Annotated in this window: 26 protein-coding genes and 1 pseudogene; 7 read left to right on the top strand and 20 right to left on the bottom strand. The window is 63.1% G+C overall.

Going from position 1 to position 25,816, the window contains the following annotated elements:
- Positions 1 to 58: 58 nt before the first annotated feature.
- Genes ACH2CW_RS03015 through ACH2CW_RS03000 form a run of 4 tightly spaced genes read right to left on the bottom strand, consistent with a single transcriptional unit; the run spans position 59 to position 3,636 of the window.
- A complete protein-coding gene (locus ACH2CW_RS03015) occupies positions 59 to 274 on the bottom strand; it encodes a hypothetical protein (protein WP_395055369.1) in 216 nt (71 codons plus the stop codon).
- Positions 271 to 1,593 (bottom strand): aminotransferase class I/II-fold pyridoxal phosphate-dependent enzyme, encoded by a 1,323-nt coding sequence (locus ACH2CW_RS03010; protein ID WP_395055368.1) that lies wholly within the window; start codon positions 1,591 to 1,593, stop codon positions 271 to 273. The genes ACH2CW_RS03015 and ACH2CW_RS03010 overlap by 4 nt, the downstream gene beginning before the upstream one ends.
- Positions 1,586 to 2,692, bottom strand: coding sequence for a fatty acid desaturase family protein (locus tag ACH2CW_RS03005; protein ID WP_395055367.1), 1,107 nt, complete (start codon positions 2,690 to 2,692; stop codon positions 1,586 to 1,588). The genes ACH2CW_RS03010 and ACH2CW_RS03005 overlap by 8 nt, the downstream gene beginning before the upstream one ends.
- Positions 2,689 to 3,636 (bottom strand): methyltransferase domain-containing protein, encoded by a 948-nt coding sequence (locus ACH2CW_RS03000; RefSeq protein WP_395055366.1) that lies wholly within the window; start codon positions 3,634 to 3,636, stop codon positions 2,689 to 2,691. The genes ACH2CW_RS03005 and ACH2CW_RS03000 overlap by 4 nt, the downstream gene beginning before the upstream one ends.
- A 324-nt stretch (positions 3,637 to 3,960) precedes the next feature.
- On the opposite strand from ACH2CW_RS03000, the gene ACH2CW_RS02995 reads away from it, so the two are divergent.
- On the top strand, positions 3,961 to 4,509 hold the full coding sequence (locus ACH2CW_RS02995) for a hypothetical protein (RefSeq protein ID WP_395055365.1): 549 nt from the start codon (positions 3,961 to 3,963) through the stop codon (positions 4,507 to 4,509).
- Positions 4,510 to 4,518: 9 nt separating this feature from the next.
- The gene (locus ACH2CW_RS02990; protein WP_395055364.1) at positions 4,519 to 5,154 is read left to right on the top strand and encodes a helix-turn-helix transcriptional regulator; all 636 of its coding nucleotides are present in this window, start codon (positions 4,519 to 4,521) and stop codon (positions 5,152 to 5,154) included.
- Positions 5,155 to 5,251: 97 nt separating this feature from the next.
- Here the strand turns inward: ACH2CW_RS02990 and ACH2CW_RS02985 are convergent.
- The 9 genes and pseudogenes from ACH2CW_RS02985 to ACH2CW_RS02945 form a co-directional block, all read right to left on the bottom strand.
- A pseudogene (locus ACH2CW_RS02985) lies at positions 5,252 to 5,455 on the bottom strand (DNA-3-methyladenine glycosylase); the annotation flags it as partial.
- 6 nt (positions 5,456 to 5,461) lie between these two features.
- Entirely contained in the window at positions 5,462 to 6,364 is a 903-nt protein-coding gene (locus ACH2CW_RS02980; protein WP_395055363.1) for a DMT family transporter, read from the bottom strand.
- Between the two features lie 10 nt (positions 6,365 to 6,374).
- Positions 6,375 to 6,977 (bottom strand): DUF6064 family protein, encoded by a 603-nt coding sequence (locus ACH2CW_RS02975; RefSeq protein WP_395055362.1) that lies wholly within the window; start codon positions 6,975 to 6,977, stop codon positions 6,375 to 6,377.
- A gap of 1 nt (position 6,978) precedes the next feature.
- Complete coding sequence (locus tag ACH2CW_RS02970; protein WP_395055361.1) at positions 6,979 to 7,878, bottom strand: aldo/keto reductase; 900 nt, start codon at positions 7,876 to 7,878, stop codon at positions 6,979 to 6,981.
- A gap of 70 nt (positions 7,879 to 7,948) precedes the next feature.
- The gene (locus ACH2CW_RS02965; RefSeq protein ID WP_395055360.1) at positions 7,949 to 8,827 is read right to left on the bottom strand and encodes a sugar phosphate isomerase/epimerase family protein; all 879 of its coding nucleotides are present in this window, start codon (positions 8,825 to 8,827) and stop codon (positions 7,949 to 7,951) included.
- Positions 8,828 to 8,911: 84 nt separating this feature from the next.
- Positions 8,912 to 10,096: a dihydrodipicolinate synthase family protein gene (locus ACH2CW_RS02960; protein ID WP_395055359.1), complete on the bottom strand. Its 1,185-nt coding sequence runs from the start codon at positions 10,094 to 10,096 to the stop codon at positions 8,912 to 8,914.
- A 62-nt stretch (positions 10,097 to 10,158) separates the two neighbouring features.
- Positions 10,159 to 11,322, bottom strand: a complete 1,164-nt coding sequence (locus ACH2CW_RS02955) for a Gfo/Idh/MocA family protein (protein ID WP_395055358.1) — start codon at positions 11,320 to 11,322, stop codon at positions 10,159 to 10,161.
- Positions 11,323 to 11,548: 226 nt separating this feature from the next.
- Complete coding sequence (locus ACH2CW_RS02950; protein ID WP_395055357.1) at positions 11,549 to 12,538, bottom strand: tripartite tricarboxylate transporter substrate binding protein; 990 nt, start codon at positions 12,536 to 12,538, stop codon at positions 11,549 to 11,551.
- Between the two features lie 135 nt (positions 12,539 to 12,673).
- Complete coding sequence (locus tag ACH2CW_RS02945) at positions 12,674 to 13,324, bottom strand: TetR family transcriptional regulator (RefSeq protein WP_395055356.1); 651 nt, start codon at positions 13,322 to 13,324, stop codon at positions 12,674 to 12,676.
- Between the two features lie 162 nt (positions 13,325 to 13,486).
- On the opposite strand from ACH2CW_RS02945, the gene ACH2CW_RS02940 reads away from it, so the two are divergent.
- Together ACH2CW_RS02940 and ACH2CW_RS02935 are read left to right on the top strand one after the other, a co-directional pair.
- Positions 13,487 to 13,795, top strand: a complete 309-nt coding sequence (locus ACH2CW_RS02940) for a hypothetical protein (RefSeq protein WP_395055355.1) — start codon at positions 13,487 to 13,489, stop codon at positions 13,793 to 13,795.
- Positions 13,796 to 13,956: 161 nt separating this feature from the next.
- On the top strand, positions 13,957 to 15,660 hold the full coding sequence (locus ACH2CW_RS02935) for a thiamine pyrophosphate-binding protein (RefSeq protein WP_395055354.1): 1,704 nt from the start codon (positions 13,957 to 13,959) through the stop codon (positions 15,658 to 15,660).
- A 190-nt stretch (positions 15,661 to 15,850) separates the two neighbouring features.
- Here ACH2CW_RS02935 and ACH2CW_RS02930 read toward each other — a convergent pair whose 3' ends face one another.
- Together ACH2CW_RS02930 and ACH2CW_RS02925 are read right to left on the bottom strand one after the other, a co-directional pair.
- Positions 15,851 to 16,303 (bottom strand): SWIB/MDM2 domain-containing protein, encoded by a 453-nt coding sequence (locus ACH2CW_RS02930; protein WP_293594691.1) that lies wholly within the window; start codon positions 16,301 to 16,303, stop codon positions 15,851 to 15,853.
- Between the two features lie 45 nt (positions 16,304 to 16,348).
- The gene (locus tag ACH2CW_RS02925) at positions 16,349 to 16,588 is read right to left on the bottom strand and encodes a hypothetical protein (protein WP_395055353.1); all 240 of its coding nucleotides are present in this window, start codon (positions 16,586 to 16,588) and stop codon (positions 16,349 to 16,351) included.
- Positions 16,589 to 16,946: 358 nt separating this feature from the next.
- On the opposite strand from ACH2CW_RS02925, the gene ACH2CW_RS02920 reads away from it, so the two are divergent.
- Genes ACH2CW_RS02920 through ACH2CW_RS02910 form a run of 3 tightly spaced genes read left to right on the top strand, consistent with a single transcriptional unit; the run spans position 16,947 to position 18,880 of the window.
- A complete protein-coding gene (locus tag ACH2CW_RS02920) occupies positions 16,947 to 17,420 on the top strand; it encodes an OsmC family protein (RefSeq protein WP_395055352.1) in 474 nt (157 codons plus the stop codon).
- Positions 17,413 to 18,510: a cytochrome P450 gene (locus tag ACH2CW_RS02915; protein WP_395055351.1), complete on the top strand. Its 1,098-nt coding sequence runs from the start codon at positions 17,413 to 17,415 to the stop codon at positions 18,508 to 18,510. The genes ACH2CW_RS02920 and ACH2CW_RS02915 overlap by 8 nt, the downstream gene beginning before the upstream one ends.
- Positions 18,511 to 18,535: 25 nt before the next feature.
- On the top strand, positions 18,536 to 18,880 hold the full coding sequence (locus ACH2CW_RS02910) for an antibiotic biosynthesis monooxygenase family protein (protein ID WP_395055350.1): 345 nt from the start codon (positions 18,536 to 18,538) through the stop codon (positions 18,878 to 18,880).
- 86 nt (positions 18,881 to 18,966) lie between these two features.
- Here the strand turns inward: ACH2CW_RS02910 and fdhF are convergent, their stop codons facing one another.
- The 5 genes from fdhF to ACH2CW_RS02885 form a co-directional block, all read right to left on the bottom strand.
- On the bottom strand, positions 18,967 to 21,804 hold the full coding sequence (gene fdhF / locus ACH2CW_RS02905; RefSeq protein WP_395055349.1) for a formate dehydrogenase subunit alpha: 2,838 nt from the start codon (positions 21,802 to 21,804) through the stop codon (positions 18,967 to 18,969).
- A gap of 118 nt (positions 21,805 to 21,922) precedes the next feature.
- A complete protein-coding gene (locus ACH2CW_RS02900) occupies positions 21,923 to 23,620 on the bottom strand; it encodes an NAD(P)H-dependent oxidoreductase subunit E (RefSeq protein WP_395055348.1) in 1,698 nt (565 codons plus the stop codon).
- Between the two features lie 41 nt (positions 23,621 to 23,661).
- The gene (gene frc / locus ACH2CW_RS02895; protein WP_305561315.1) at positions 23,662 to 24,909 is read right to left on the bottom strand and encodes a formyl-CoA transferase; all 1,248 of its coding nucleotides are present in this window, start codon (positions 24,907 to 24,909) and stop codon (positions 23,662 to 23,664) included.
- Positions 24,910 to 25,014: 105 nt separating this feature from the next.
- A complete protein-coding gene (locus tag ACH2CW_RS02890; RefSeq protein WP_395055347.1) occupies positions 25,015 to 25,461 on the bottom strand; it encodes a PAS domain-containing protein in 447 nt (148 codons plus the stop codon).
- A gap of 111 nt (positions 25,462 to 25,572) precedes the next feature.
- On the bottom strand, positions 25,573 to 25,816 hold a 244-nt coding region (locus tag ACH2CW_RS02885; RefSeq protein ID WP_395055346.1), incomplete at its 5' end, for a CoA transferase.

The raw sequence follows: 25,816 nt of genomic DNA, 5'->3' as shown, positions 1-25,816 counted from the left end.
CCGATTGTGGCAGCGGGGAACGGTGCGAATGTACCGCAAACAGGGGATGGGCGGCGGGTCAGCCGCCTTGGGGCGGGCTGGTTACCAGTAGCCCCAGTGCTGCGCCACCTACGCCGCCCAGGGTTACAGCGAAAAGCCATCTTGGAAAGGCCAGGTAGCTGTGTCCGGAAAGGCCAGTCCAGTCCAACAGGAAGCCGGCCGCAGCAGTGCCCGCCATCGCGCCGATGAAGATGGGCCAGAGCGCGCCGATTGCGCGTTGTTTCAAACCATTCATGCAGCAAACGCCTCAACCGGTCGAAGCGCCAGCTCAAGCGCCGCTTGCGCCAAAGGCACCGCACCGCGCAGAATCGCGCAGAACTCGTCGATGTCCGCCTCGCTGTGGTCGGCCATCACCTGCAGGCGCAGGCGGCTGGTGTTGCGAGATACGGCGGGGTATTCCACAAGATTGACAAGGCCGCCGCCACGCAGGGTCTCACCGCAGATCAGACGCGACAGCGCGCTGTCTCCCAGCATCGTGGGCACAATGGGTGAGGGTGCGCCCAGTGTCACGAATCCGCAGTCTGCCAACTGGCTGCGCAGATAGTTGATGTTGTCCATCAAGCGAACCCGCCGTTCCCGACCCTCATCAGAGCGCACGATCTCCAGGGCCTTCAGCACTACCGCCGCCTGGATCGGCGACATGGCGTTGGTAAAAGTTTGCGGTCCACAGGTGTAGCGAAGCGCCAGCTTGAGCGCCGGGTGGCTGCTGGCGACAAAGCCGCCATTGGATGCGAAAGTCTTGCTGAACGAGCCCATCACAATATCGACCTCGCCCAGAACGCCTTGCGCCGCAAGGTGACCCAGGCCGTCGGTGCCCATGCAGCCAAGGTCGTGCGCGCAATCCACGACCAGCGTGGCGCCGTGCGCCCGGCAAACGCGCACGGCGTGGCGCAGGTCTGGCGTGTCCGAATCCATGGAGAAAAGCGATTCAGTCACCACCATGATGCCCGCGTCGGGGTGGTCGCGTCGCACCCTGGCCAAGCGTGTTTCCAGCCCCCGCGCGGAGAGGTGGGCAAAGGCATGAACGTTGGGCGTGGCAGCCTGCGCACCTTCCATCAGGCAGGCATGGGCCAACATGTCAATCACTACGTGGTCGGTGGGGCGTACCAGCGCCTTGATCACGCCGTAGCCAGCGCCCCATCCGGTCGGGAAGACAGTGGCATCTGTGTAGCCGAGCCATGAAGCGATTTCGCGCTCCAGCTCCAACGTCAAATCGGTCAGACCCATCAGTGCAGCCGACCCGGCAGAGTGAACTCCGCGGCTTGCCGCCGCGTGCTGCGCAGCCGCAACAATCTGAGGGTGACTGGCCAGGCTGAGGTAGTCCTGCGACGCAAAGTTCACACCCGTGATCCGCCGGCCTCCCCGGTCCTGAGCGCTGGTTCGCGGTTGGATTCGACCATGCGTGACCTTGCAATAGGCCTCCACTTCGTTGTGCAAGCGGTCGTTCGACCAGGCCGTGAGCGGCTGCAGGCGGTTCAGGAGGTGGCGGCCTGGCGCACTGGCGTACTGGAAAACGTCGCCACTCAGGTGCAAAGCGTCAGTCAGGTCATTCATCGGCGGCTTTCAAGGAAGCAGGAAAATTCGACTTGCCACAAGCGTGGTGAAAACTTTGCCATTGCCCTTGGGCAGGGTCCCAGAGCTGGCATTCACGAAAGCAGCGTAGCGCGGTGGCGGGAGCGAACTTCCAGCGCGCTACTTGCGGCGCAAACTGCTGCTCCAGGGCTCGCTGCGCTATTTGCAGCCGGTACAGCGGAATGCGCGTGTCCACGTGGTGGGCGGTGTGAACAAAGATGTTGAGCATCGGCAAGTGCATTGCAGTGCCGAGGTCGGCGTGGGCGGTGCATTCCAGCTGCCGCTGCGGTGCGGGCGGGGCATCTTTCTCACTGTGCCAGGCGATGTCGGGATGAAAATGATGCAGGAAGGTTGTGAAACCCATTTGCCAATTCCACGCCAAATGAGTAAGCAAAAATGCGCCGACCAAGGCCAGGGCCGGTTGGGGTGATGGCGGAACTGCGCCCACGGCGGCCGCCAGGCCGCTGAACAAGGCCAGTTCCACGGCGATCCAGAGCCAGACGCACAGCCACTCCATCGTGTATCGTGCATCGATACGGCCAAATTCTTCGCGCAACTGGCGTGAGGGAAAAATCTGTCCCTTCAGTGCTTCCGGCAAATACAGGAGCGCGGCGCCCGGCAGTGTGCGCGAGAGACGATAGCGCAGGCGCTGTCCCGGCGACCAAGCCTGGTACTGCGCCGGAGAAGCCGGCGCGTATCCCGGGTCGAGCTCAAGGATATTCGTGTGGCGGTGGTGCAGATGGTTGTGCCTGACCTTCCACGCTGTAAAGGAGTGCCAACTGGGCAGGAAGCAAAGACGACCGAGCCAATAGTTCAGACGCGTCGAGGGCGAAAGCGAATCATGACAGGCGTCGTGCGCGACGATGAACACCGGACCCACCGCCAGCCCCCTTGCCACTGCCAGCACCGCCAGCAGAATCAGTGAATCCGTCTGATAGGTGAGCCAGGTCAACCCGCCATACAGGGCGAGCGTTCCCGCTGCAAGGGAAAGCGCCCAAGTGACGCTTCGCTCGTACGATCGGGCTGGAATCGTGGCGCGGATATCTGCAAAGCCCAGCCCCGGCTCTTCGAGAGAATTCATGCGACCTGAGCCCCGGCGTGCGCGTGGATGAAAAGATTGATTCCTAACGGCTCCTGCCCAATGACTGCGTCGTGCAGGCCAGCCCGCTCTGCCAGCGCCAGCAGTTGCTCAGTGCTGCGGTGGTGCAGCACCCATTCCCCAAAGACTTCCATGTACGCGCGCTGGGGGTTGGACGGCGAGAAATTGCCGACGACGAGACTGCCGCCTGGGGTCAGCGCTCTGGCCAGGCGTTTGAGCGCGGTAACAAACCACTCATCGTTGAAATAGTCAAAAAGGCCCGCGCTCCATATCAGGTCGTATTTGCGCTCGCTTGAAAACTTGAGCGCATTGCCTTGCACAAAGTCCACGCTGTCCGCAAATGGCCGGCACAGCCGACGTGCATGCGCAATGGCATTGGCGTCCTGGTCCAGGCAGGTGATGTGGACTGGCGCCGAATGCGACTGTTCGAAATACTCTGCCACATCGCGGCAAGGCCCTGATGCCACATTCAGAACCCGCAAGGGCCCGGGGCCTGTGTGCTTTACAACGTACCGCGACAGCAACTGCTTGAAGTAGCCCTTGCGGTTGCGTACGGCCTGCGGCGCGAGGCCTGCATGAAAAAACTCGTCCCAACCCCGCAGCATCGGGTCTTCGGACACACGCTGCGTGTAAATGTCGTCGATGATCTGGTAGTCGCCAGCATATCCGTGCGCCTTGAGCCAGGCGCGCCCCTGCACGGTGCCAGCACCCATTGCGGGGCCGAATGCGTCCCGCAGCGCTGCGATTTCAAGCTTGCCGATCACGCCCGCACGGAGTTGCTCTTGCAAGTGCGCGGAGTAGTCGTACAGCGTGCCGTACTCGTGCGGCTGTGGCCCCCTGGCGCGACACAGGCGCTGGATCTCAGCCAGGACGCCGGCCTGCAGTCCGGTCGGCTGGATCGGGATTGCAGCGGATAGCAGGGTCATGGCGGTGTCGTGGTGTGTAGAACGGTGGGCGGGTGCGAATCGTGGTTCATGGGGCAACTGGTTTTACAGAACGGTGTTTGGCGGGAATCCAAGTGGTGGATGACAGCACACCGGATCCTCGGTTTAAGTTCATGCAGCCAGTATTGGTGCGACCAGGCTTTTGCCCAATCCCCCGGAAGGGGTAGCGCGGATACGGGATAACTGTTTGGCGCTCATCATGTTGAAATCCGAGATGTAAAAAAATGTATGCCTATGCTCGCGACAAGTGGCGCAGGCGTCTTCACCCGAACGGGGGATGCGGCATTGCTGCGAGAGGTGATATCGATGACACAAGCGCAATGGGAGCCTTCGGTGGACGTGGTGCGTTCCGCGCCGGCAATTCGTTCGTACGATGGCTTGCTGGGACTGATCTACGAAGCTGCGCGTGATCCAGTTTTGCTGAAGGAGGCGTTGGCGGCGACGGTTGCCGCTGTTTCAGCGAAGGCGGGCTCTCTTACCATCGTTGAAAGAAAGCGCGGAACCGCCGTCATGGCGGTGACTACCGGCTCGTCTCCCATGGCGGACTTCGACTATGTTGAACGCTACGGGGTCGTAGACCCGCGCGCCCAATATGGCATGACCTCGCCTGTCGGCGAGTGGTTCCAATGTCATCGCTATATCCCTCCCGGGTTGGTCGAGAAGTTTCCCTTTTACCAGGACTTCCTCATCCCCTACGACTTGCGATGGAACACCGGAACGCGCATCTTTGACAACGGCTCGCCCATCGGGATGATCGGGATCCACAGTGGGGTCGAGCAACTGCCTCTGGAGGGTGCGGCACTGGCAGTCCTTGAGCGTCTGACACCGCATTGGCAGCGAGCACTTGAACTGTAGCGCGGCAACATGGCGGTGCACGACCAGTGGACGATGATACGGGCGCTGCTCAATGCAATGGGATACGCCGCGCTGGTATGTGATGCCGAGGGTGCGGTGGTTGTTGCGAACGACGCCGCGTTTGAGTTTTTGCGAAGTGCAGATGGCATCACCTTGAAGGGGGACCGCCTGCAATTGCAGGACATCGGCTCTCAGCGCCGCTTTCGCGTCATGCTGGACCGCAGCAAAGCATTGCCTGGGCCCGCACCGGGGTCTACGGCCCACCCAACGGGGCCCGATGCCGCGATGATTGCCGTGCGTCCGTCGGGCAAGGCCGCGCTGCAGCTGATCCTGCGCAAATTGCAAGCTCACCAGACCTTGCTGCAACTGGAGGGGGCGGACCGTTTTGTGCTCACCATATCTGACCCGACCAGCGTCACGGTCCCGCAGATCAGGGCAATTTCCCTGATGTACGCGTTGACCCCCGCAGAGTGCCGCCTTGCGCAGTTACTGCTCAGAGGCGCCACTCTCAGCGAAGCGGCCAGCGAGTTGGATGTCAGTCTTGAGACAGTCCGCAGTCAACTGAAGAGTATTTTTTCCAGAACGAACACCAGTCGGCAGACGGAGCTGGTCGCGTTGCTCAAGAGTGCCGTCGTACTTCGGTGAACGAACTGCAACACGGTTTCCCCCGTTGGTTGCTGAAACCTCGCGAAATGGACGGCTCAAGAACCGCGAGCCTTCCAGCCCGAAGCGCCAGGGCTGTCACATAGGCATGCGCCGGCGGTCCGAACATGGCTGCGTTGCGCGGTGTGGGGCCGGAAAAGCTGTGTGAGGCAGGATCCTCGCGGTCGTAGGCCTCGGTCTCGACGATGATCCCGCCAACGCCCTCTACCAGCAGGGTGGCACCTATCAGCCGGCGCGCGACCTCGGGCGATGAGGCCATGAAATTGATGGACAGCCGAGCCATGCTGCTTCAGTCGGGCAGCGCCGCAGGGGGCTCGGGCGCGCGCCGTTTTTCACTGACCAGCACGTAGAGGCCTGAGGCGATCAGCAGCGCGATGCCGAACCAGGCCAAAGCGTTCGGCACCTCACCCCAGATCGCATAACCCAGCACCAGCGCAAATAGCAGGCCGCTGTAGCGAAAGGGCGCGACCAGCGTCATCTCGCCGTGGCGCATGCTGCTGATGATGAAGTAGTAGCCCCCCGTGAGAAAGACAGAGGCCAGGGCCAGGAGCCCGAGCTCGAACAGGCCGAACGGCCGCCAACCCTGAAACAGGGAACTCACACCGGACAGCACCGTGACTGCGACGGCCGTGGCCAGCGTGATCAGGATGGACGGAATGCCGGCGTGGATGCGCCGCGTCATCAGGTCGCGCGCGGCATGAAACAGCGTGCCCAGCAGGCAGACCAGCGCCCAGGCGTTGAAGCCTTCCGCACGCGGCTGGATCACCAGCAGCACACCGAGGAAGCCGAAACCAACCGCGATCCAGCGTGCGCCACGCACGCGCTCGGCCATGAAGAGTGCTGCAAACATCGTCATGAACAGCGGCGCCGCCAGGTTGATGGCGGTGGCGTTACCAATCGGCAGGTGAAACAGCGAACTGAGGTAGAGCATGGACGCGATGGCGTCGACCAGCGCGCGGACCGCCACCCAACCGCGCGCGGCTTCGCGCAGGCGGGGCGTGGCGCCCAGCGCGTGGGCCACGGCCAGCACCAGCAGCACCGACATGAGGCCGCGGATGAAGATCAGTTGCGCGCTGGGCAGGCTCTGGCTGACGAACTTGACCAGCGCGTCGTTGGTGACGAAGCAGCCCATGGCACCCACCATGCAAATGATGCCGCGGCGGTTGGCGGCGGCGGTGGCACGCAGTGTCATGGGGATGTGTTCAATTCAGAAAGGTCCAGCCGGTTGCCGCGCCCAGCAGCAGGCCAAGCAGGGGAATGGGGAAAAGCAGAAAGCGCCACGCGCGCGAGGCCGGTTGTCCGCTGAGCAACAGCAGGCCCAGTGTGAACAGCGCGGTTGGCTCCGGCGTCATGCCGAAAACTTCGGCCTGAACCCACGGGCGGCCGAGGGCCATGCCCAGCAAGGGATACAACAGCCCGGCGCTGGCCAGCAGCCCGCCGGACATACGCGCGGCCGTACCGGGCGTCGTTTCAGTCCTGCTGCACATCAGGCCTGCGGCCAGCAGCAGCAGCGCCTGCACGGCGAAGGCCGCTGCCATGTACTGCGCGGCCCAGTTGATGATGGCGTATCGCTCCCAGAGAAAGGCCCAGCCGACCCATGACCAGACGACAGCAAGTCCGCACGCGATCCAGCGAAAGCCGAGGGCGCGCCCGGACGCAGCGAGTCCCATCCCGGCCAGGCCGGCTGCAAGAAAAAGAACGTGTAGCGGCCAGAAGTCGCGGTTGTACTGCTCCACCATCCGCCAGTAGATCCTGGGCGAGAACATCAGGAAGTCCGACAACGTGTAGGTCCACCACTCCGGCATTTCAGAGCTTCGCCACGTGTTCGGCCATGCGCTGGCGCAAGGCTGCGTCCGGCAGTCGGCCGCGCGCTGCGCCCATGTTTTCGCGCAGGTGGGCCGGGTTGCTCGTGGCGGGGATGGTGCAGGTCACGGCGGGGTGCGAAACGATGAACTTGAGTGCGACTTGCGCCCAACTGGTGCAGTCGATCTCGGCCGCCCACGCCGGCAGCGGCTGGCGCTGCAACTGGCGCAGCAGCGCGCCTTCGCGAAACGGCCGGTTCACCAGCACCGCGATACCGCGTTCACGCGCCAGCGGCAGCAGGCGTTGCTCGGCCTCGCGGTCCAGCAGGTTATAGCTGAGCTGCACGAAGTCGATGCGCTGGCTGCGCATGAGCTGCTCGAACTCGCTGTGGCGCCGTCCCTCGGAGGTGGTGATACCGACATACCGCAGTTGTCCGGCGGCTTTCATGGCCTGCAGCAATGGCAGTTGTTTCTCCCAGGCCAGCAGGTTGTGAACCTGCAGCAGGTCAAAACGCGGTACCTGCCAGAGTTTGCGTGAGGCTTCGATCTGCGTCGCGCCGTCCGACGAGGTCCAGACCTTGTCCGCTGAAAACACCTTGGCCTGGGCCTGCAATTTTTGCAGCGCTTCGCCGATCACACCCTGCGAGGAACCGTACATTGGCGAGGAGTCGATCAGCTTGCCGCCGGCCGCAAAAAACTGCCGCATGACTTCCGCGCTCTGCGCGCGTGCCGCCGTGTCATTGCCGACGTTGAAAGTGATCCAGCTGCCCAGTCCGATCAGCGGGATCTGCTCGCCAGAGGAGGGAATGGGCCGGGTCAGGATTTGCGGCTGGGCAGGGGTTTGTGCAAAGGCGCTCGCTGCGGCGAGTGTGGGAACAAGTTGCAGGAGGTCGCGGCGTCTCATGTGCTTACCGTATCACAGGGGGCCGGCCGTGATGGACGGCCCGCACAAAAACACGGGTGCATCGCGGGTTTTAAACCGCACTGCGGTGCCTGGCAATGCAGGTGTCCAAAACCTCGGCGGACTCGCGCTGCCACCAGTTGCCCGACGAAAAAATCTCGACCTCGCTGTAACCGGCGAAACCCTGGTCTTCGACCCAGCCGCGAATACGCGGGATGTCGATCACGCCGTCGCCCATCATGCCGCGGTCTTCAAGCAGATGGGTGGTGGGGGTCATCCAGTCGCAGACGTGGAAGGCCAGCAGCCGGTCCTTGCCGGCGCGTTTGATTTGCGCTTCGAGTTTCGGGTCCCACCAGACGTGGTACACATCGACCGCCACGCCCAAGGCGCCACTCTTGGCCGGATCGAGGGCGTCACAAAGATCCAGCGCCTGCTCCATGGTGTTGATGCAGGCGCGGTCGGCGGCGTACATCGGGTGCAGTGGCTCGATGGCCAGCGGCATCTTGCTGGCCTTGGCGTACGCCAGCAGTTCAGCAATGCCGTCGCTGACCTGGCTGCGCGACAGCGCGAGGTCTTTGTGCGCGGCCTGGCCGGCCAGCGCGCCCGGCAGGGCGCCGACCACCAGCACCAGGCAGGCGGCCTGGAGTTCGCAGGCTTCGTCCACCGCGCGGCGGTTGTCGTCTCGCGCGGCTTTGAGGCCGGCGGCATCAAGAGCCGGGAACATGCCGCCGCGGCAGTAGCCCGAGAGCGCCAAACCATGGGTCTTGACCAGTTTCGAGATGGCCGGCAGACCGGCGGCAGCCACCTGGTCGCGCCACGGCGAGATCGCCCGGATGCCGCGCTGCACACAGGCTTCGATGATGTCGGTCAGCGGCTGCTCGGCCCCCCGGCTTTTGCGGACGGTCGCGGTGTTGATGGAAAGCCAGCGGTGGTCGGTGGAAAAGTCGCGCATTGTCAAAGTCCTGTCATGCCGGACTCGATCCGGCATCCACGGTGGTGTGCCGACATGGATTGCGGGTCAGGCCCGCAATGACAGTCATTCGACACCATGAAGCGCCAGCAGCGTCTTCATGCGCCGCACTGCCAGCTCCGGTTGTTCCAGCAAATCGGCCGCATCGGCCAGCCGGAACAGCTCGGCGAAGTGCTGCAGCGAACGTGTGCTCTGCTGGCCGCCGACCATGGTGAAGTGGCTTTGGTGGCCGTTGAGCCAGGCCATGAACACCACGCCGGTTTTGTAGAAGCGCGTGGGCGCGGTAAAGATGTGGCGCGACAGCGGCACGGTCGGGCCGAGGATGGCGTGGAATTTCTCGATGTTGCCCTGCGCCAGCTCGCCGAGCGCGGCGCTGGCGGCCGGTGCAATCGCGTCGAAGATGCCCAACAGCGCATCGCTCTGGCCGTGGAACAGCTCACTGCCGTGCCCGTCACCGGCAATCAACTCGGCGTAATTGAAGTCGTCGCCGGTGTACATGCGTACGCCTGAAGGCAGACGCCGGCGCATCGCGATTTCCTTGTCCTTGTCGAGCAGCGAGATCTTGATGCCGTCGACCTTGTCGGGGTGGGCATTGATGATGCCCAGCGCGGTGTCCATGGCTTTTTCGACATGGCTGCTGCCCCAGTAGCCTGCCAGCGCCGGGTCAAACATTTCGCCCAGCCAGTGCAGCACCACCGGCTGTTTCGCCTGGCTCAGGATGCGGTCGTAGACCCGTTCGTAATCGGCCGGCGATTTGGCGACACGTGCCAGCGCGCGGCTGGCCATGAGGATCAGTTTGCCGCCGAGTTTTTCAATTGCCGCCATCTGTTCTTCATAACCGGCAATCACTTCGTCAACCGTCCTGACGCGATCCAGCACCAGATGGTCAGTGCCGCAGCCCGAGGCGACGAGAGCGCCAGGCATATCCTTCGCGGCGTCCAGCGAGCGGCGGATCAGCTCCAGCGAAGTCGGCCAGTCCAGGCCCATGCCACGCTGCGCCGTGTCCATGGCTTCGGCCACGCCCAGGCCCAGCGACCACAGGTGGCGGCGGTATGCAATGGTGCTGTCCCAGTCGATGGCGCAGTTCACCCAGGGGTCGCTGACTGCCAGCGGGTCGGCCACCACATGTGCTGCCGAGTAGGCGATGCGGTTGAAGGCTACGCCAGCCGTTGGCCGGACCAGTGTCGTGCCGCGCAGCGTGTAAGGCTGCAGGCTACCCGCAGCGATGGGCAGGGAAAGCGTCAAAGCCATGAAATCACCTGTTTATGTATCAAATCGGGCTCCAGCCCATGTCGGATATGGGGATACAGCTATCAAACTTGTAGCGTGGGTACGTCCACCCAGCGGCGCTCTTTCCAGCTTTCGAGCGCGGCTTCTACGAGTTGCACGCCCTTGGCGCCTTCAGGCAGCGTCCACTTGTAGGGCTCGTTGTCGACCACGTGGCGGATGAAGTGCTCCCATTGGATCTTGAAACCGTTGTCGTAGATCTGGGTGTCCGGCACGTCCTGCCACTGCTGGGTGAAGTTCATGGTCTGCTTCTCGTCCGGGTTCCAGACCGGGCGCGGCGTGTTGACGCGCGATTGGGCCTTGCAGGAGGAGAGGCCAGCGACGGCCGAGCCGTGGGTGCCGTCGACGTGGAAGGTGACCAGGTCTTCGCGGTTGACGCGGGTGGCCCAGGACATATTCATCTGCGCAATGACAGGCTCGCCGTTGTGGCCGATGAGTTCAACCGTGGCGTAGGCGGCGTCGTCGGCCGTCGCCTTGTAGGGCTTGCCGGCTTCATCCCAGCGCTCGGGGATGTGGGTGGCACCTATGCAGGAGATGGATTTGACTTCGCCGAACAGGTTGTCCAGCACATAACGCCAGTGGCACATCATGTCCAGGATCATGCCGCCACCGTCTTCGGTGCGGTAGTTCCAGCTCGGGCGCTGAATCGGTTGCAGGTCGCCCTCAAACACCCAGTAGCCAAACTCCAGGCGCACCGACAGCATCTTGCCGAAGAAGCCGGCGCGGCGCAGCATGTCGAGCTTGCGCAGGCCGGGCAGAAAGAGCTTGTCCTGCACTGCGCCGTGTTTCAGGCCGGACTTTTCAGCCAGGCGCGCGATTTCCACAGCCTCGTTGAGGTTGGTGGCAATCGGCTTTTCGCAGTAGACGTGTTTGCCGGCGCGTATCGCCTTGGCCAGCAAGGTCGAGCGCATCTGGGTGGTGCCGGCGTCGAAGAAGAGGGTGTCGTCCTTGTTTTTGAGCGCCTCGTCGAGGTCAGTGGCCCAACGGGCGATGTCCCAGGCCTTGGCCAGGGCCTCCATCTTTTCGGCGTTGCGGCCGATCAGGATCGGGTCGGGCATCACCTTGTCGCCGTTGGAGAGTGTCACGCCGCCTTGCTTGCGGATCGCGACGATGGAGCGGATCAGATGCTGGTTCATGCCCATGCGTCCGGTGACGCCGTGCATGATGAGTCCTAGTCGTTGGGTGGCCATGGGTTTCCTTTGGGTCTGGTGGGCAATGCGGCGGCCGCGCCGGACGGGTCTGGTCTGTGATCGGAAGCGGCGACGCCGATAAAAATGGTCGGGTGTTAAGGGCCACGGCACTTGCCGAAGCCAAAAGCTGTTATCCCGGACTCGATCCGGGATCCATGCCGCATGTTCCACTGCACAGGCCCGCGGGGCATGGATTGCGGGTCAAGCCCGCAATGACAACTTCGTGTCAGGGGGCGGGCTGCAAGCCTGCGGCTTTGACCAGCACGGCGTTGCTCTTGATCTCGTCCCGGATGTAGCTGTCGAACTGCTCGGGCGACAGGGTCCAGGCGTCGGCGCCCAGCGTGGCGAAACGCTCCTTGACTTCCGGCGTGTTGAGCGCCTTGACAACTTCGTCGTGCAGGCGGTTGACGATGTCACGCGGCGTCTTGCTTGGGGCCATCATGCCGATCCAGAAATTGAACTCGGAACCTGGCACGCCGGCTTCGGCGGTGGTCGGCACCTGGGGCAGGGCGGTCGCGCGTTTGGGTGAGCCGACGGCGAGGGCTACCAACTGCCCGCTGCGAATCTGCCCGATCACCGGGGCAATTGGCGAGAAGTAGTAGTCGACCCGGCCAGACATGACCTCGGTCACGGCTTCGCCGGAGCCTTTGAACGGGATGTTGGTGGCTTCGATTTTTGCGGCGAGCTTGAACTTCTCGGCGTTCAGATGCGTGGCGCTGCCCTGGCCGGCCGACGCAAAGTTCATGCTGCCGGGTTTGGCGCGCGCGGCGGCCAGCAGTTCCTGCAGGGTCTTGATGTTTTTTGACGGCGACATGACCAGCACGTTGGGCGTGCTGGAGATCGGTGTGACGCCCACGAAGTCACCCAGGGTGTCGAAGGGCAGCTTGGCAAAGGTTGAAGGGCTGACCGTGTGCGAGGACGAGTGGACCATGATGGTGTAGCCGTCCGGTGCCGCTGTGGCCACGGCTTGCTGGCCGATGGTGCCGCTGGCGCCGCCGCGGTTGTCGATGATCAGGGTCTGGCCCATGCTCTGGCCCATCTTGTCGGCAATGGCGCGGGCAATGATGTCGGTGGTGCTGCCCGCGGCAAAAGGCACGATCACACGGATCGGCTTGTTCGGGTAGGTCCCCTGGGCGCTGGCGGCCAGCGGCGAAAGCGTGGCCAGCACGGCGAGGGAAGTCAGCGAAGCCAAGGCGGCGCGGCGTGCAAAGGTCATGGTTGTCTCCTGAAGGATATTTGGAAGAAACGGGAATCCGGCAAACACAAGCACGGCGGAGTTTACGCTTAATTCACCATTAAGTGAATTAAAAATTGTAAAGCACGCACGGCCGCCACTTCAGGAGGTGAAGCTTCAGTTTCTAAGGACATACCCGAGGATCACGTCGCACATGTGCGAGAGCCGCTCATGGTGCGCCTTGGGGGTCATCAGATCGCGTCCGAAAATCGCCGACAAGGTGTGGTTGTTCGACAGGTAGAAATAGGCCATGCCGGCAATCGACACGTAGAGCTGGATCGGGTCAATGCCGCCGCGGAACAGGCCTTCGCTGCGGCCGCGCTCGAGGATTTCTGCCAGTGTCTGGATCAGCGGCGAATTCATGTCGCGCACCCGTCCGGACATCGCCAGGTGCCGGCCCTGGTGCAGGTTTTCGCTGTTGAGCAGTGTGAGGAACTCGGGATGGGCGATGTAGTACTCCCAGGTGAACTGGGTCAGCCGCTGGATCGCCTGCGCGGGCGGCATGTCTCGCAGGTGGAGCTGGTTCTCGGCCTCGCGGATGTCGGCATAGGCTTGCTCCAGCACCGCCAGGAACAGCTCGTCCTTGCTGGTGAAGTAATAGTAGATCAGGCGCTTGTTGACGTCGGCGCGTTCGGCGATGCGGTCTACCCGCGCACCGCCCAGGCCGTGCTGTGCAAACTCGTCGCGGGCTGCCAGCAGGATGGCGAGCTGGGAGCGATCGGCATCGCGCGAGCGTGGTTCGGTCGGTTTGGCTTTGGCGCTTGGCATGGCAGCTAATTTAACTGTTTGGTGAATTAATACAAGACCGGCATCATGTGACGACACCACGCGGAGCGATCGCGCCATTGGATGACAGCGACTTTAACAAGCCCGTCCCATAATGAAGCAGGTGGCGGCCACCCGCGCTGCTACCACTTCAAGGAGACGGCCATGAATGATTCAAGCACCCCCAAGGATGGCGACTTCGCAAGCTGGGTTGAGGAGAAGTCCGAGGCACTCAAGTTTGAACTCGGGGAAAAATTCCCGGTACCGCCGACCGAACTGCATTCACCTTCTGTGCATGTGGAGACCGGCCGGCAAAAGCTCGAGGAAGTGCTGCTGGAGCATGAAGAGCCCACGCCGGAGTTTCTTGAGGAGCTCAGGGCGCTTGAAACTGCCGCACCGCTCAGCGACGAAGAGCTGGCCCGGCAGGCGCTGGAAGCCGGCGGTGAAGACGGCGACGCCGCCACGCCTGAGTAGTTGGCGGCTTGACGGGCCCGGCGCTGTCCCTCCGTTCGGGCTGAGCCCGTCGAAGCCTGTCCCGTGCTGCACGAAGAAGCCTTGCACCCCTTCGACGGGGCTCAGGACAGACGGCTCAGGGCGAGCGGTTGTCGGTCTCGCCACCACGGCACAATATCCGGATGACACAACAACTTGCCGGCCATCTTCTTGTTCAATGCCTTGTGGCCCAGGGCGTCACCCACGCGTTTGGCGTTCCCGGTGAAAGTTATCTTGCGGTGCTTGATGGCTTTCATGCGTATCCCGACCAGATTCAGTTTGTCACCTGCCGGCAGGAGGGTGGCGCGGCCTTCATGGCCGAAGCCCAGGGCAAGCTGAGCGGACGGCCCGGTATCTGCTTCGTGACGCGCGGGCCCGGCGCCACCAATGCCTCGATCGGTGTACACACGGCTTTCCAGGACTCCACGCCGATGATTTTGTTTGTCGGCGATGTGGCCAGCGACACGCGCGACCGCGAGGCCTTCCAGGAGGTCGACTACAGCAGCTTCTTCGGACCTTCCACCAAGGGCATGGCCAAGCGGGTGGAGCGTATCGACGACGCGCGACGTCTTCCTGAATATGTGGCGCGCGCCTTCGCCACCGCCATGAACGGTCGGCCCGGGCCGGTGGTGCTGGTGCTGCCGGAGGACATGCTGACGCAGACCGTGGACGTCCTGCCGTTGCCGCGCGTGGAAGCGGTCGAGGCCTGGAGCGACCCCGGCTCGCTGCGCAAGCTGCGCGAAATGTTGCTGCAATCCGAGCGGCCTTTGGTGATCGCCGGCGGCGGTGGCTGGACACCGCAGGCGGCGCAGGCGCTGCAGCGCTTTGCCGAAAACTGGTCGCTGCCGGTCGGTAATGCCTTCCGTTTCCAGGACACCTTTGACAACCACCATCCGCTGTATGCCGGCGATGTTGGTATCGGCCTCAATCCCAAACTGGCGGCACGTATCAAACAGGCCGATCTGATCCTGGCCATCGGGCCGCGGCTCGGCGAGATGACCACCGGCGGCTACACGCTGATCGAGGCACCACGGCCGAAGCAGAAGCTCGTGCACATCCATGCCAGCGCGGAAGAGCTGAACCGCGTGTTCCAGGCCGACCTGGCGATCAACGCGACCATGAACGCGGCGGCACGTTCGCTGGAGGTGCTGACTGCGCCGGTGACCGTGCCCTGGCAGGCCTGGACCGAGTCGGCCAACGCGGATTACCTCGCCAACATTGATCCGGCCAACGGTGGTGTGGTGTTGCCGGGCAGCATTGACATGCCAGCCATCGTCGCGACGTTGAAGAAGCTGCTGCCCGAAGATGCGGTGCTGACCAACGGCGCCGGCAACTTCGCGAGCTGGGTGCATCGTTTTTTCCAGCACCACGGGCTGGTCAAAGGCCTGAAGACGCAGCTCGCGCCGACGGTGGGTGCCATGGGTTATGGCGTGCCGGCCGGGATTGCGGCGGCCATCACCACCGGCCGGACGGCGTTCACGATTGCCGGTGACGGCGACTTTCTGATGAACGGCCAGGAGCTGGCCACTGCCGTGCAGCATGGCGCCAAGAGCATCGTGCTGCTGCTCAACAACGGCATGTACGGCACCATTCGCATGCACCAGGAGCGCGAGTACCCGCGCCACGTCAGCGGCTCCCGCCTGCAGAACCCGGACTTCTGCGCACTCGCGCGGGCCTACGGTTACACGGCCACACGCATCACGCGCACCGAGGAGTTTGAAGCCGTCATGCGCCAGGCGCTGCAGGGCAAGGAGGGCGCGCTGATCGAGATCATGCTGGACCCGGAAGTCATCAGCACGCGCGGTACGCTGTCCGGCATCACGAACGCAGCGACGGGCCGCCCCTAGCAAGTTCAGCCCCCTCGGGGGGCAGAGAGTGACACGTCGTGAGCGAACGTGGGGTACAAGTTCGGCGCTACAGAAAAAATAGCTGCTTGCGCCCGTGAGGTATGGGCTACAGCATGTTTTGACATAAAAAAAGGGCCACTTGCGTGGCCCTTTCGGCGAAGTCCGCGTGAACGCGGAAGGTCGCTTCGAGTTACTTGACGTGTTTGCCGATCAGGCCAGCCATCTCGAACATCGACACTTGCGCCTTGCCGAAAACGGCACGCAATTTTTCGTCGGCGTTGACCATGCGCTTGTTGATCTTGTCCTGCAGACCCTTGGCCTTGATGTAGACCCAGAGCTTGCGCACGATCTCGGTGCGGGGCAGCGCAGCAGCGCCAACCACAGCCGACAACGCGGGGCTCAGTGTCAGTGGCTTCATGAACGCTGCGTTGGGCGTACGCTTTTTGGCGGGCGCTTTTTTCGCAGGGGCTTTCTTGGCCACAACCTTTTTCGCAGGGGCTTTTTTCGCCACTACTTTTTTAGCCGGTGCTTTCTTCGCAGGGGCTTTTTTCGCTGGAGCTGCTTTCTTCGCAGCTACTTTCTTTGCCGGTGCAGCCTTTTTTGCGGCTGCTTTTTTTGCCGGTGCTTTTTTTGCAGTTGCCATGATTGATTTTCCTTCTAGAAGTTGATAAATCACCAATGCAGATAACTACTCTTCACTGGCAAGGGGGATGCTACTGGAGAAAACCGCTGTTTCATAGGGAAAACGCTTTTTTTTTGGTCTTTTTTGTTGCTGATTCACCTCTGAAAATCGAAAAACGCCCAGTGAAAATCTCACGGCAGCCGCAAGGCGCTGCCTCTTGCGCGCTCCACCGGCACGCCGGCGCAGTGAAAAAATGCGGCGACCACCCACACTTTTGTTCGCATCGAACACGCGCATCTGACGCACACCGCCCTCATGCAGCACAGCAGGTAGCGCGCTTAACACCGCGCCAGCACACGGCATTTTCCGTGTGTGCGCCGAGGCCAGCGGCGTGTCGGTGGAGACCGGCGCTGCCGTACGACACGTGCCGACTGGCGATGCTGCGCCATCCACCCGCTGCTGGCAAACACTCTGCCAAAGGCAGCGCTGACCCTCTCAAGAGCGTTCGCGTCCGGCGATTTGAAGGGGCGCCATAAAAACGACAGCGCGAGCCGTTTCCGCGTCTTGATACCCGTGGTTCACGATTTCCGGGGCGCAACGGTTGTTGCTCGACAAGTCGGGCACAGCTCGCGACACTGGAGGCTTTCAAGCGAGAGGGCAAACCATGGCTGAGTTCACCGCCGACATCACCTGGGAGCGCGGCGCGCAGGATTTTCTGGGGGGACGCTACAGCCGGCGCCACCTGATGCGTTTTGACGGTGGCGCCGAAGTGGCGGGTTCGTCCTCGCCGCACGCGGTACCTTTGCCGATGTCGGACGCCGCCGCGGTTGATCCAGAAGAGGCGTTTGTGGCCTCGCTGTCGAGCTGCCACATGCTCTGGTTTCTGGCGATAGCCGCCAAACGCAAATTCTGCGTCGACCGGTATACCGACGCAGCGGTGGGCGTGATGGCCAAAAATGAGCAAGGGAAGATGGCGATGACCGTGGTCACCCTGCGGCCGAACGTGATTTTTTCCGGGGAACGTCTGCCCACACGGGAGGAACTGGACCGGCTGCATCATGAAGCGCATGAGGAATGTTTCATTGCCAATTCGGTGCGCACGGACGTCCGCTGCGAACCGGTGTACCGCGATGTTTGACGCGGCCATCCAGCCGCCTGGTGACCCCATCGCAGCCGTCACACACCCCGACCCGTGGCCGTACTACCGGCAACTGCGCGAAAGCCGACCATCGTATTTCGACGCCGGCCTCCAACTCTGGGTGGCCAGCAGCCAGTCGGTGATCGTCGAGGCCTTGCACCACCCCGCGTTGACCGTGCGACCGCCGGGAGAGCCGGTGCCTGCGGCCCTGCAGGGCACGGCAGCAGGTGAGGTGTTTGCCTTGCTGGTGCGCATGACGGACGGCGCCTTCCACGCGGCGCACAAGCCGGCTGTAAAGCAGAAGGTGCGGCGCTGGAGCCTGGCTGAGCTGGCCGCCGCCAGCACGGCCGCCACAGCCGACCTGTGGCCGCGTCTGGGCGCCAACAACTTTCTGAGCCGGCTACCGGGGCAAACCATGGCGCGGCTGCTGTCGGTGCCAGACCTCGAGCTGGACGCCACCTGCAGCCAGGTGCAGACCTTCGTCCAGGGCATCGCTGCAGGAGCCTCTGGAACGGCCGTAGCGCTGGCCTCGGACGCTGCCGAGGCCCTGATGAACCAGGGGAAGGCAGAGGGTCTGGACGCGGTCCAGGCAGCCAACCGCATCGCGCTGATGCAGCAGGCGCTGGATGCCACCGCCGGGTTGTTGGGGCACAGCGTGCTGATGCTGGCCCGGTACCCCGAACTGGCTGAAGCGGCAGGCGACGCGCCGCAGGCCATGCGCGAGTTTGTCGCCGAGGTCGAACGCCATCAGGCGCCGATCCAGAACACCCGGCGTTATGCCGCGCAGTCGTTGAGCCTGGCCGGCCAGCCGATCGAAGCAGGACAGGGTGTGCTGCTGGTGCTGGCCAGCGGCAACCGCGACGAAGCGCTCCATGCGCACCCCGATCACTTCGATCCGCAGCGCAGTGACGGCCGCAGCCTCGGTTTTGGCGCTGGCGCACATGCCTGTCCGGGTGCTGCCATCGCTATCGAAACAGTAGCTGCTTGCGCCCGATGGCTAGGGGCTGGAGCCCAATTCGGCTCATACTTTGGGATGCAATCCGGGTTTCGCCCGCTCGGCAATGCGCGCATCCCGGTGTTTGAAGAATGACAGCAACACAACAAAGGAGCACACGATGGTGTCAGTGATTTTTGAAGTCTGGCCGGATCCGGCCCACCGCGAGGGCTACCTGAACTGGGCGGCTGAACTCAAGACCGAGCTGCTCAAGATGGACGGCTTTATCTCCATCGAACGCTTTCAGAGCCTCAGCGACCCCGACAAGCTACTGTCGCTGCAGTTCTGGCGCGACGATGCCTGCCTGACCGCCTGGCGCAACCTGGAGGCGCACCGCGCTGCGCAGAACGCAGGGCGCAGCACCATGTTCAAGGATTACCGGCTGCGCATCGCCGAGGTGACGCGTGACTATGACCTGAAGGAGCGCGAAGAGGCGCCCGCCGATTCACGCCTGGCGCACGGGTAAAAATTCCGCGCGCCCTGAGCCCGTCGAAGGGTCCTTCGTCCGTGCTCAGGACAGGCTTCGACAAGCTCAGCCCGAACGGTGCTCTCTCAAATACCGGCCAGTGCGACCGAGTTTTCCAGCGCCTGGCCGCCGCCGTAGCTGTCCTGCACGGGCGGTACGCCGCCCAGCGTGACACGGATCGCGCAGTATTTGAACTCCGGGATCTTGGCAAACGGGTCCAGCGCCGCGTTGGTCAGCTTGTTGATAGCCGCCTCGTAGTAGCAGAAGGGCACAAACACCGCACCGCGCGGCGAGCTTTCGTCGGCCCTGGCATACAGCGCGACTTCGCCGCGGCGCGACGCGATGGTCACCACATCGCCAGGCTTGCCGCCCATGTCGGCCAGGTCCAGCGGGTGCACCAGCGCCACTGGATCGGGCTCGATCGCGTCCAGCACGGTGGCGCGCCGCGTCATGCTGCCGGTGTGCCAGTGTTCGAGCTGGCGCCCGGTGATCAGCACCATCGGGTACTCGGTGTCCGGGCGTTCATCGGCGGGGATGATGTCGGCCGGCACAAACTGGGCCCGCCCACTTTCACGCGGAAAGCTGTCGACAAACACCACCGACTGGCCGGGGTCCCCTTCCTTCATGCACGGGTAGGTGACCGAGTGTTCACGGTCCAGCCGGTCCCAGGTGATGCCGCCAATGCTGGGCATGGTGTGGCGCATCTCGTCGAAAACTTCGCTGACGTGGTTGTAGTGCCAGCCGCAACCCATGCGGTTGGCAATCTGCGTGATGATCCACAAATCCTGGCGCGCGTCGCCAGGCGGATTGATGGCCTTGCGGCCCATCTGCACCAGCCGGTCGGTGTTGGTGAAGCTGCCGTCCTTTTCGGGGAAGGCGCTGGCCGGCAGGATCACGTCGGCCAGGTAGGCGGTTTCGGTCAGAAAGATGTCCTGCACCACCAGGTGGTCGAGTGCCGCCAGCGCTTCGCGCGCGTGGTTGGCATCGGGGTCAGACATGGCCGGGTTTTCGCCCTGCACATACATGCCGCGTATGCCGCCTTTTTTGATCGCGTGCATGACTTCGACCACGGTCAGGCCAGGCGTGTCGTCAAGCGAGCCCTCGGGCACCTTCCAGGCTTTCTCGAAATTCGCGCGCACCGTTGGGCTGGACACATGCTGGTAGTCGGGGAACATCATCGGGATCAGGCCCGCGTCAGACGCGCCCTGCACATTGTTCTGGCCGCGCAACGGATGCAAACCGGTGCCGGGACGGCCGATCTGGCCGGTCATCAGCGACAGGGCGATCAGGCAACGTGCGTTGTCGGTGCCATGCACGTGTTGTGACACACCCATGCCCCAGAGAATCATCGAGCCCTTGGAGGTGGCGTACAGGCGCGCCACATAACGCAGCGTGTCGGCGTCGATGCCGCAGATCGGCGCCATCAGTTCGGGCGTGTAGCCTTCGACGTTTTTGCGGAGTTCCTCGTAGCCGATGGTGCGGCTGTCGATGAAGGCCTGGTCCACCAGGCCCTCGGTCACGATGACGTTCATCATGGCGTTGAGCATGGGCACGTCGGTATCGGGCTTGAACTGCAGGTGGCGGTGCGCCATGCGGGTCAGGTCCGAGCGGCGCGGGTCCAGCACCACCAGCTTGGTACCGTTTTTGACGGCATTCTTGATCCAGGTCGCGGCCACCGGGTGGTTGACCGTCGGGTTGGCACCGATGATCACGACAACATCGGCCTTGGTCACGTCCATGACCGGGTTGGACACCGCGCCAGAGCCAATGCCTTCAAGCAGGGCGACAACCGACGAGGCATGGCACAGGCGGGTGCAGTGGTCCACGTTGTTGCTGCCAAAACCAGTGCGCACCAGCTTCTGGAACAGATAGGCCTCTTCGTTGCTCCCCTTGGCTGAGCCGAAACCGGCCAGCGACTTCTTGCCGTGGGTGTCGCGGATGGCGGCGAGTTTGCCGCCGGCAAATTCCAGCGCCTCTTCCCAGCTGGCTTCGCGGAAGACGTCCATCACCCGGTCCGGGTCCATCGTGAAGTCGCCGGTTTTTGGCATGCCTTCGCGGCGGATCAGCGGTTTGGTCAGACGGTGCGGGTGGTGGGCATAGTCGAAGCCGTAGCGGCCCTTGACGCACAGGCGCTCATGGTTGGCAGGGCCGTCGCGGCCTTCGACAAACAGAATCTTGTCGTCCTTGACGTTGTAGGTGAGCTGGCAGCCGACGCCGCAATACGGGCAGACCGACGCCACCTGTTTGTCCGGCACAGTGAGGGCCGCTTCACGCGCCGGCATCAGCGCGCCGGTCGGGCAGGCCTGTACACATTCGCCGCAGGCCACGCAGGTGGACGCGCCCATGGCGTCGTCCATGTCGAACACGATCTTGGCCTGGTCACCGCGGAAGGCCAGACCGATCACATCGTTGACCTGCTCGTCGCGACAGGCGCGCAGGCAGCGGGTGCATTGGATGCAGGCGTCAAGGTTGACGGCAATGGCGGGGTGCGACAGGTCCTGACGCACCTGCTGACGCGCTTCAAAACGCGGCTTTCCGACACCGATCTTCGCGGCCCACTGGTCTACTTCGTTGTTGCGCGTGTAGTCCTTTTCGGGCATATCAGACAGCAGCAGTTCGAGCACCAGCTTTTGCGAAGCAACGGCGCGTTCGCTGTCGGTGACAACCTTCATGCCAGCCGCCGGCGCGCGGCAGCACGAGGGCGCCAGCACACGTTCGCCGTTGATCTCGACCATGCAGGAGCGGCAGTTGCCGACGGCTTCCATGCCTTCCTTGAAACACAGGTGCGGAATTTCCACACCCTCGCGTTTGGCGACTTGCAGCAGGGATTCGGTAGCGCGGCCCTGGACTTCACGGCCATTAAGGCTGAAGCTCACCAGCGGCGCGTCGAGTTCGGCCAGTTCTTGTCGTGTGATTGCATTCATGTTGGATCCTTAAAGACGTATGGTCAGCGTGACGCCAGGGCCGCAGCGCAGGGCCGCCCCAAGCAAGGCCAGCCCCCTCGGGGGGCAGCGAAGTACACGGAGTGACAAGCGTGGGGGCTCACAGCTCATGCGGAAAGTATTTGACGACGCAGTCCATCGGATTCGGCGCCGCCTGGCCCAGGCCGCAAATCGATGCGTCACGCATCACCAGCGACAGGTCAGCCAGCAGGGGCAGGTCCCACTTGGGTTGCGCCATCAAATGCGCAGCCTTGGCTGTACCGACGCGGCAGGGCGTGCACTGACCGCAGGATTCGTGCTGAAAGAAACGCATCATGTTACGTGCCGCGTCCGTGGCCGTGTCGTGGTCGGACAGCACCATCACCGCGGCCGAGCCGATGAAGCAGCCATAGGGTTGCAGCGTGTCGAAGTCCAGCGGGATGGTGTTCATGGTGGCCGGCAGAATGCCGCCCGAAGCGCCACCGGGCAGGTAGGCATAAAACGCGTGGCCATCAACCATGCCGCCGCAGTACTCGTCAATCAGTTCCTGGATGGTGATGCCGGCCGGCGCCAGCTTGACCCCAGGTTGCTTCACGCGGCCAGATACCGAGAAGGAGCGCAGGCCCTTGCGGCCGTTGCGACCGTGCGAGGCAAACCATTCGCCGCCTTTTTCGAGGATGTCGCGTACCCAGTACAGGGTTTCGAAGTTGTGCTCCAGCGTCGGGCGGCCGAACAGACCGACCTGTGCCACATAGGGCGGGCGCAAGCGCGGCATGCCGCGTTTGCCTTCGATGGATTCGATCATGGCGGATTCTTCGCCGCAGATGTAGGCACCGGCGCCGCGGCGCAACTCGACCGCCGGCATGCCGGCCATCAGTGGTGATGCACGCAGCTTGTCAAGCTCGGCTTCCAGCATGCTGCGGCAGCCGTGGTATTCGTCGCGCAGGTAGACATAAATTTTCTCGATGCCGACGGCCCAGGCGGCAATCAGCATGCCTTCGAGAAAACGGTGCGGGTCGCGCTCCAGGTAGACGCGGTCCTTGAAGGTGCCGGGTTCACCCTCGTCAATGTTGACCGCCATCAGGCGCGGGCCTTTTTCAGCACGGACAATGCGCCACTTGCGGCCCGACGGAAAACCGGCACCGCCGAGTCCGCGCAGGCCAGAGTCTTCCATGGTCTTGATGACCGCCTCGACATCCTGCTTGCCCGACACGCATTGGTGGAGCAGGGCGTAACCGCCGGCGGCCTGGTAGGCAGCGAGGTCCACAAAACCTTCTGGCACATGTTTGACGGCGCCTGCCGCGACAGTGGCCATCACGGCTTCGCAGCTGGCTTGCGGCACCGGGTTTTGCCCGACCACCACCGCCGGGGCCTGCTCGCAGCGCCCGATGCAGGGCGCAGCAATGACACGGATCTCGCGTCCCAGCAGACCGGGCAGTTTGGCCAGCAGGTCCTGGGCACCGGCCAGTTCGCAGGACAGGCCGTCGCACACCCGCACTGTCAGCGGGGCCGGAGCGGCTTCGCCTTCCTTGACCACATCGAAGTGGTGATAAAAGGTCGCGACCTCGTAGACCTCGGTCTGCGCCAGGCGCATTTCCTGCGCGAGCGCGGCCAGGTGGGCGGCCGACAAGTGGCCGAAGTGGTCCTGCAGCTTGTGCAGGTGCTCGATCAGCAAATCGGCCTGGCGCGACCCGGTGCCCAGCAAGCGCTGTACATCGGCCAACGCCGCCGGGTCGACGCGGCGACCTTTGGGCGCCTGGCGTTTTCTCTGCTTGGAGGAGACCTCCAGGACGGCGATGGGGATGACGGGATAGTTCATGGGGGCTGATGACTTTTCTGAAGGTGGCGCGGGATGACCCGCTAGATAACGTGTTCGGTACGTAACTCGGCGATGTACTCGGCGCTGTAGCCAAGCTGTGTCAGCACCTCGTCCGTGTGTTCACCGAGCAGGGGCGAACGCGTGACTTCGGTGGCGCTGTCGGACAGCTTGATCGGGTTGCCCACGGTCAGGTACTTGCCGCGTGTCGGGTGGTCCACCTCGACGATGGTGCCGCTGGCCCGCAGTGCGGGTTCCTCGGCAATTTCCTTCATCGACAGGATGGGGCCGCAGGGGATGTCGTACTTGTTGAGGATGTCCATGGCCTCGAACTTGGTCTTGGTCATGGTCCATTGCTCGATGCGCGCGAAGATGGGCTTCAGATGCAGCAGGCGGGCGGCGGCGGTGGCGTAGGCCTCGTCGGTGATCCAGCCTTCCTCGCCAATGACCTTGCAGACGGCCGGCCACACGCCACCCTGCGTGATGAAGTAGATGTAGGCGTTGGGGTCGGTTTCCCAACCCTTGCACTTGAGGATGGAGCCGGGCTGGCCGCCGCCAGAGGCATTGCCGGCCCGCGGAACAGCCGCGCCAAACTTGCCATCCGGGTACTGCGGGTACTCGTGCATGGTGCCGGTGCGCTCCAGCCGCTGCTGGTCGCGCAGCTTGACCCGGCACAGGTTCAGCACGGCGTCCTGCATGGGCGCCAGCACTTTCTGGCCACGGCCGGTGGTGTTGCGCTGGTACAGCGCGGCCATGATGCCGAGCGCCAGGTGCAGGCCGGTGCCGCTGTCGCCGATCTGGGCGCCGGTCACCATGGGCGGGCCGTCGTCGAAGCCGGTGGTCGAGGCCGAGCCGCCCGCGCACTGTGCGACGTTTTCATAGACCTTGCAGTCTTCGTAAGGGCCGGGGCCGAAACCCTTGACCGAGGCCACGATCATGCGCGGATTGAGCGTCTGGATGTGTTCCCAGGTGATGCCCATGCGGTCCAGGGCGCCCGGTGCAAAGTTTTCCACCAGCACGTCGCAGGTCTTGATGAGTTCGTCGAGCACCTGTTTGCCTTTGGCATTCTTGGTGTTCAGCGTGATCGAGCGCTTGTTGTGGTTCAGCATGGTGAAGTAGAGGCTGTCCACGCCGGGGATGTCGGCCAGTTGTCCGCGTGTCGCGTCACCCTCGCCGGCGCGCTCTACCTTGATCACATCCGCACCAAACCAGGCCAGCAACTGGGTGCAGGTCGGGCCCGACTGGACATGGGTGAAATCGAGGATGCGAACACCGTCTAATGCTTTGCTCATGGAAATACCTGCCTGGAAGTTGAAATGGATTGCTCAAACATGGCTCCGGCAGCGCTGGCGGCCGGTTCAACCCCTATGTTAATCACTGGGTGCATACGCTCAGGTTCAGGCAGCTTTGACTGGAGCAGCCAGCTGGATTTCAAGTTCGGTCAGGCGTTTTTTGAGGTTTCTTTCTTCGGTAAAACGGCTGGTCTCGTCGCGAATGACAGCCACGATCGCCGACACCTTGGCGTCGGCGGTGTGCAGCAGAGCCACCGTGAAGGCAATGGACAGTCCGTGCCCGTCCTTGTGGACCGCCGGTACCCGCAGCACATCATTGCCATAACGGGTTTTTCCGGTCGCCATGGTCTGGTGGTAACCGTCCCAATGGCGCTGCTGCTGGCGTTGCGGAATGATGATGTCGAGCGACTGGCCAAGTGCCTCGCTTTCGGTGAACCCGAACATGCGCTCGGCGGCCGGGTTCCACAAAACGATGGCGCCGCCAGCGTCGGAAGCGACGATGGCATCACCCACTGCCTCGACGAGTTGCTTCAGATCGGTAGTTGTTTGCATAGGTCCAATCGTGGGGCTGGCAATTAAACTGGCTAGTGCCTCAAACAAAGACGGCGCTCATTTGAACGCCGTCTTTTCTTGCCTTGACGACCAAGGACTACCTTGCCGAGATCAGACGGCCTTCGCCGTGTGCATGGCGGCGATCTGGTCCTTGCTGTAGCCGAGCTCAGCCAGAACTTCGTCGGTGTGCTCGCCCAGCAGGGGCGATGCCGTCACTTCGGGCTTGGTGTCAGAGAACTTGATCGGGCTGCCCACAGTGAAGTAGCTGCCGCGCACTTTGTGCGGTACTTCAACGATGGAGCCACTGGCGCGCAAGGATTCATCGTTCAACAAATCCTTCATCGACAACACGGGC

It is taken from the genome of Polaromonas sp., from assembly GCF_043778355.1.
In the GTDB taxonomy this organism is placed as follows: domain Bacteria; phylum Pseudomonadota; class Gammaproteobacteria; order Burkholderiales; family Burkholderiaceae_C; genus Polaromonas.
This window is presented reverse-complemented; position numbering and strand designations above follow the sequence as displayed.

What these genes read in the sequence shown, in the direction of transcription:
- ACH2CW_RS03015 (WP_395055369.1), bottom strand. Translation starts at nt 274, where the DNA reads ATGAATGGTTTGAAACAACGCGCAATCGGCGCGCTCTGGCCCATCTTC.
- ACH2CW_RS03010 (WP_395055368.1), bottom strand. Translation starts at nt 1,593, where the DNA reads ATGAATGACCTGACTGACGCTTTGCACCTGAGTGGCGACGTTTTCCAG.
- ACH2CW_RS03005 (WP_395055367.1), bottom strand. Translation starts at nt 2,692, where the DNA reads ATGAATTCTCTCGAAGAGCCGGGGCTGGGCTTTGCAGATATCCGCGCC.
- ACH2CW_RS03000 (WP_395055366.1), bottom strand. Translation starts at nt 3,636, where the DNA reads ATGACCCTGCTATCCGCTGCAATCCCGATCCAGCCGACCGGACTGCAG.
- ACH2CW_RS02995 (WP_395055365.1), top strand. Translation starts at nt 3,961, where the DNA reads ATGACACAAGCGCAATGGGAGCCTTCGGTGGACGTGGTGCGTTCCGCG.
- ACH2CW_RS02990 (WP_395055364.1), top strand. Translation starts at nt 4,519, where the DNA reads ATGGCGGTGCACGACCAGTGGACGATGATACGGGCGCTGCTCAATGCA.
- ACH2CW_RS02980 (WP_395055363.1), bottom strand. Translation starts at nt 6,364, where the DNA reads ATGACACTGCGTGCCACCGCCGCCGCCAACCGCCGCGGCATCATTTGC.
- ACH2CW_RS02975 (WP_395055362.1), bottom strand. Translation starts at nt 6,977, where the DNA reads ATGCCGGAGTGGTGGACCTACACGTTGTCGGACTTCCTGATGTTCTCG.
- ACH2CW_RS02970 (WP_395055361.1), bottom strand. Translation starts at nt 7,878, where the DNA reads ATGAGACGCCGCGACCTCCTGCAACTTGTTCCCACACTCGCCGCAGCG.
- ACH2CW_RS02965 (WP_395055360.1), bottom strand. Translation starts at nt 8,827, where the DNA reads ATGCGCGACTTTTCCACCGACCACCGCTGGCTTTCCATCAACACCGCG.
- ACH2CW_RS02960 (WP_395055359.1), bottom strand. Translation starts at nt 10,096, where the DNA reads ATGGCTTTGACGCTTTCCCTGCCCATCGCTGCGGGTAGCCTGCAGCCT.
- ACH2CW_RS02955 (WP_395055358.1), bottom strand. Translation starts at nt 11,322, where the DNA reads ATGGCCACCCAACGACTAGGACTCATCATGCACGGCGTCACCGGACGC.
- ACH2CW_RS02950 (WP_395055357.1), bottom strand. Translation starts at nt 12,538, where the DNA reads ATGACCTTTGCACGCCGCGCCGCCTTGGCTTCGCTGACTTCCCTCGCC.
- ACH2CW_RS02945 (WP_395055356.1), bottom strand. Translation starts at nt 13,324, where the DNA reads ATGCCAAGCGCCAAAGCCAAACCGACCGAACCACGCTCGCGCGATGCC.
- ACH2CW_RS02940 (WP_395055355.1), top strand. Translation starts at nt 13,487, where the DNA reads ATGAATGATTCAAGCACCCCCAAGGATGGCGACTTCGCAAGCTGGGTT.
- ACH2CW_RS02935 (WP_395055354.1), top strand. Translation starts at nt 13,957, where the DNA reads ATGACACAACAACTTGCCGGCCATCTTCTTGTTCAATGCCTTGTGGCC.
- ACH2CW_RS02930 (WP_293594691.1), bottom strand. Translation starts at nt 16,303, where the DNA reads ATGGCAACTGCAAAAAAAGCACCGGCAAAAAAAGCAGCCGCAAAAAAG.
- ACH2CW_RS02920 (WP_395055352.1), top strand. Translation starts at nt 16,947, where the DNA reads ATGGCTGAGTTCACCGCCGACATCACCTGGGAGCGCGGCGCGCAGGAT.
- ACH2CW_RS02915 (WP_395055351.1), top strand. Translation starts at nt 17,413, where the DNA reads ATGTTTGACGCGGCCATCCAGCCGCCTGGTGACCCCATCGCAGCCGTC.
- ACH2CW_RS02910 (WP_395055350.1), top strand. Translation starts at nt 18,536, where the DNA reads ATGGTGTCAGTGATTTTTGAAGTCTGGCCGGATCCGGCCCACCGCGAG.
- fdhF (WP_395055349.1), bottom strand. Translation starts at nt 21,804, where the DNA reads ATGAATGCAATCACACGACAAGAACTGGCCGAACTCGACGCGCCGCTG.
- ACH2CW_RS02900 (WP_395055348.1), bottom strand. Translation starts at nt 23,620, where the DNA reads ATGAACTATCCCGTCATCCCCATCGCCGTCCTGGAGGTCTCCTCCAAG.
- frc (WP_305561315.1), bottom strand. Translation starts at nt 24,909, where the DNA reads ATGAGCAAAGCATTAGACGGTGTTCGCATCCTCGATTTCACCCATGTC.
- ACH2CW_RS02890 (WP_395055347.1), bottom strand. Translation starts at nt 25,461, where the DNA reads ATGCAAACAACTACCGATCTGAAGCAACTCGTCGAGGCAGTGGGTGAT.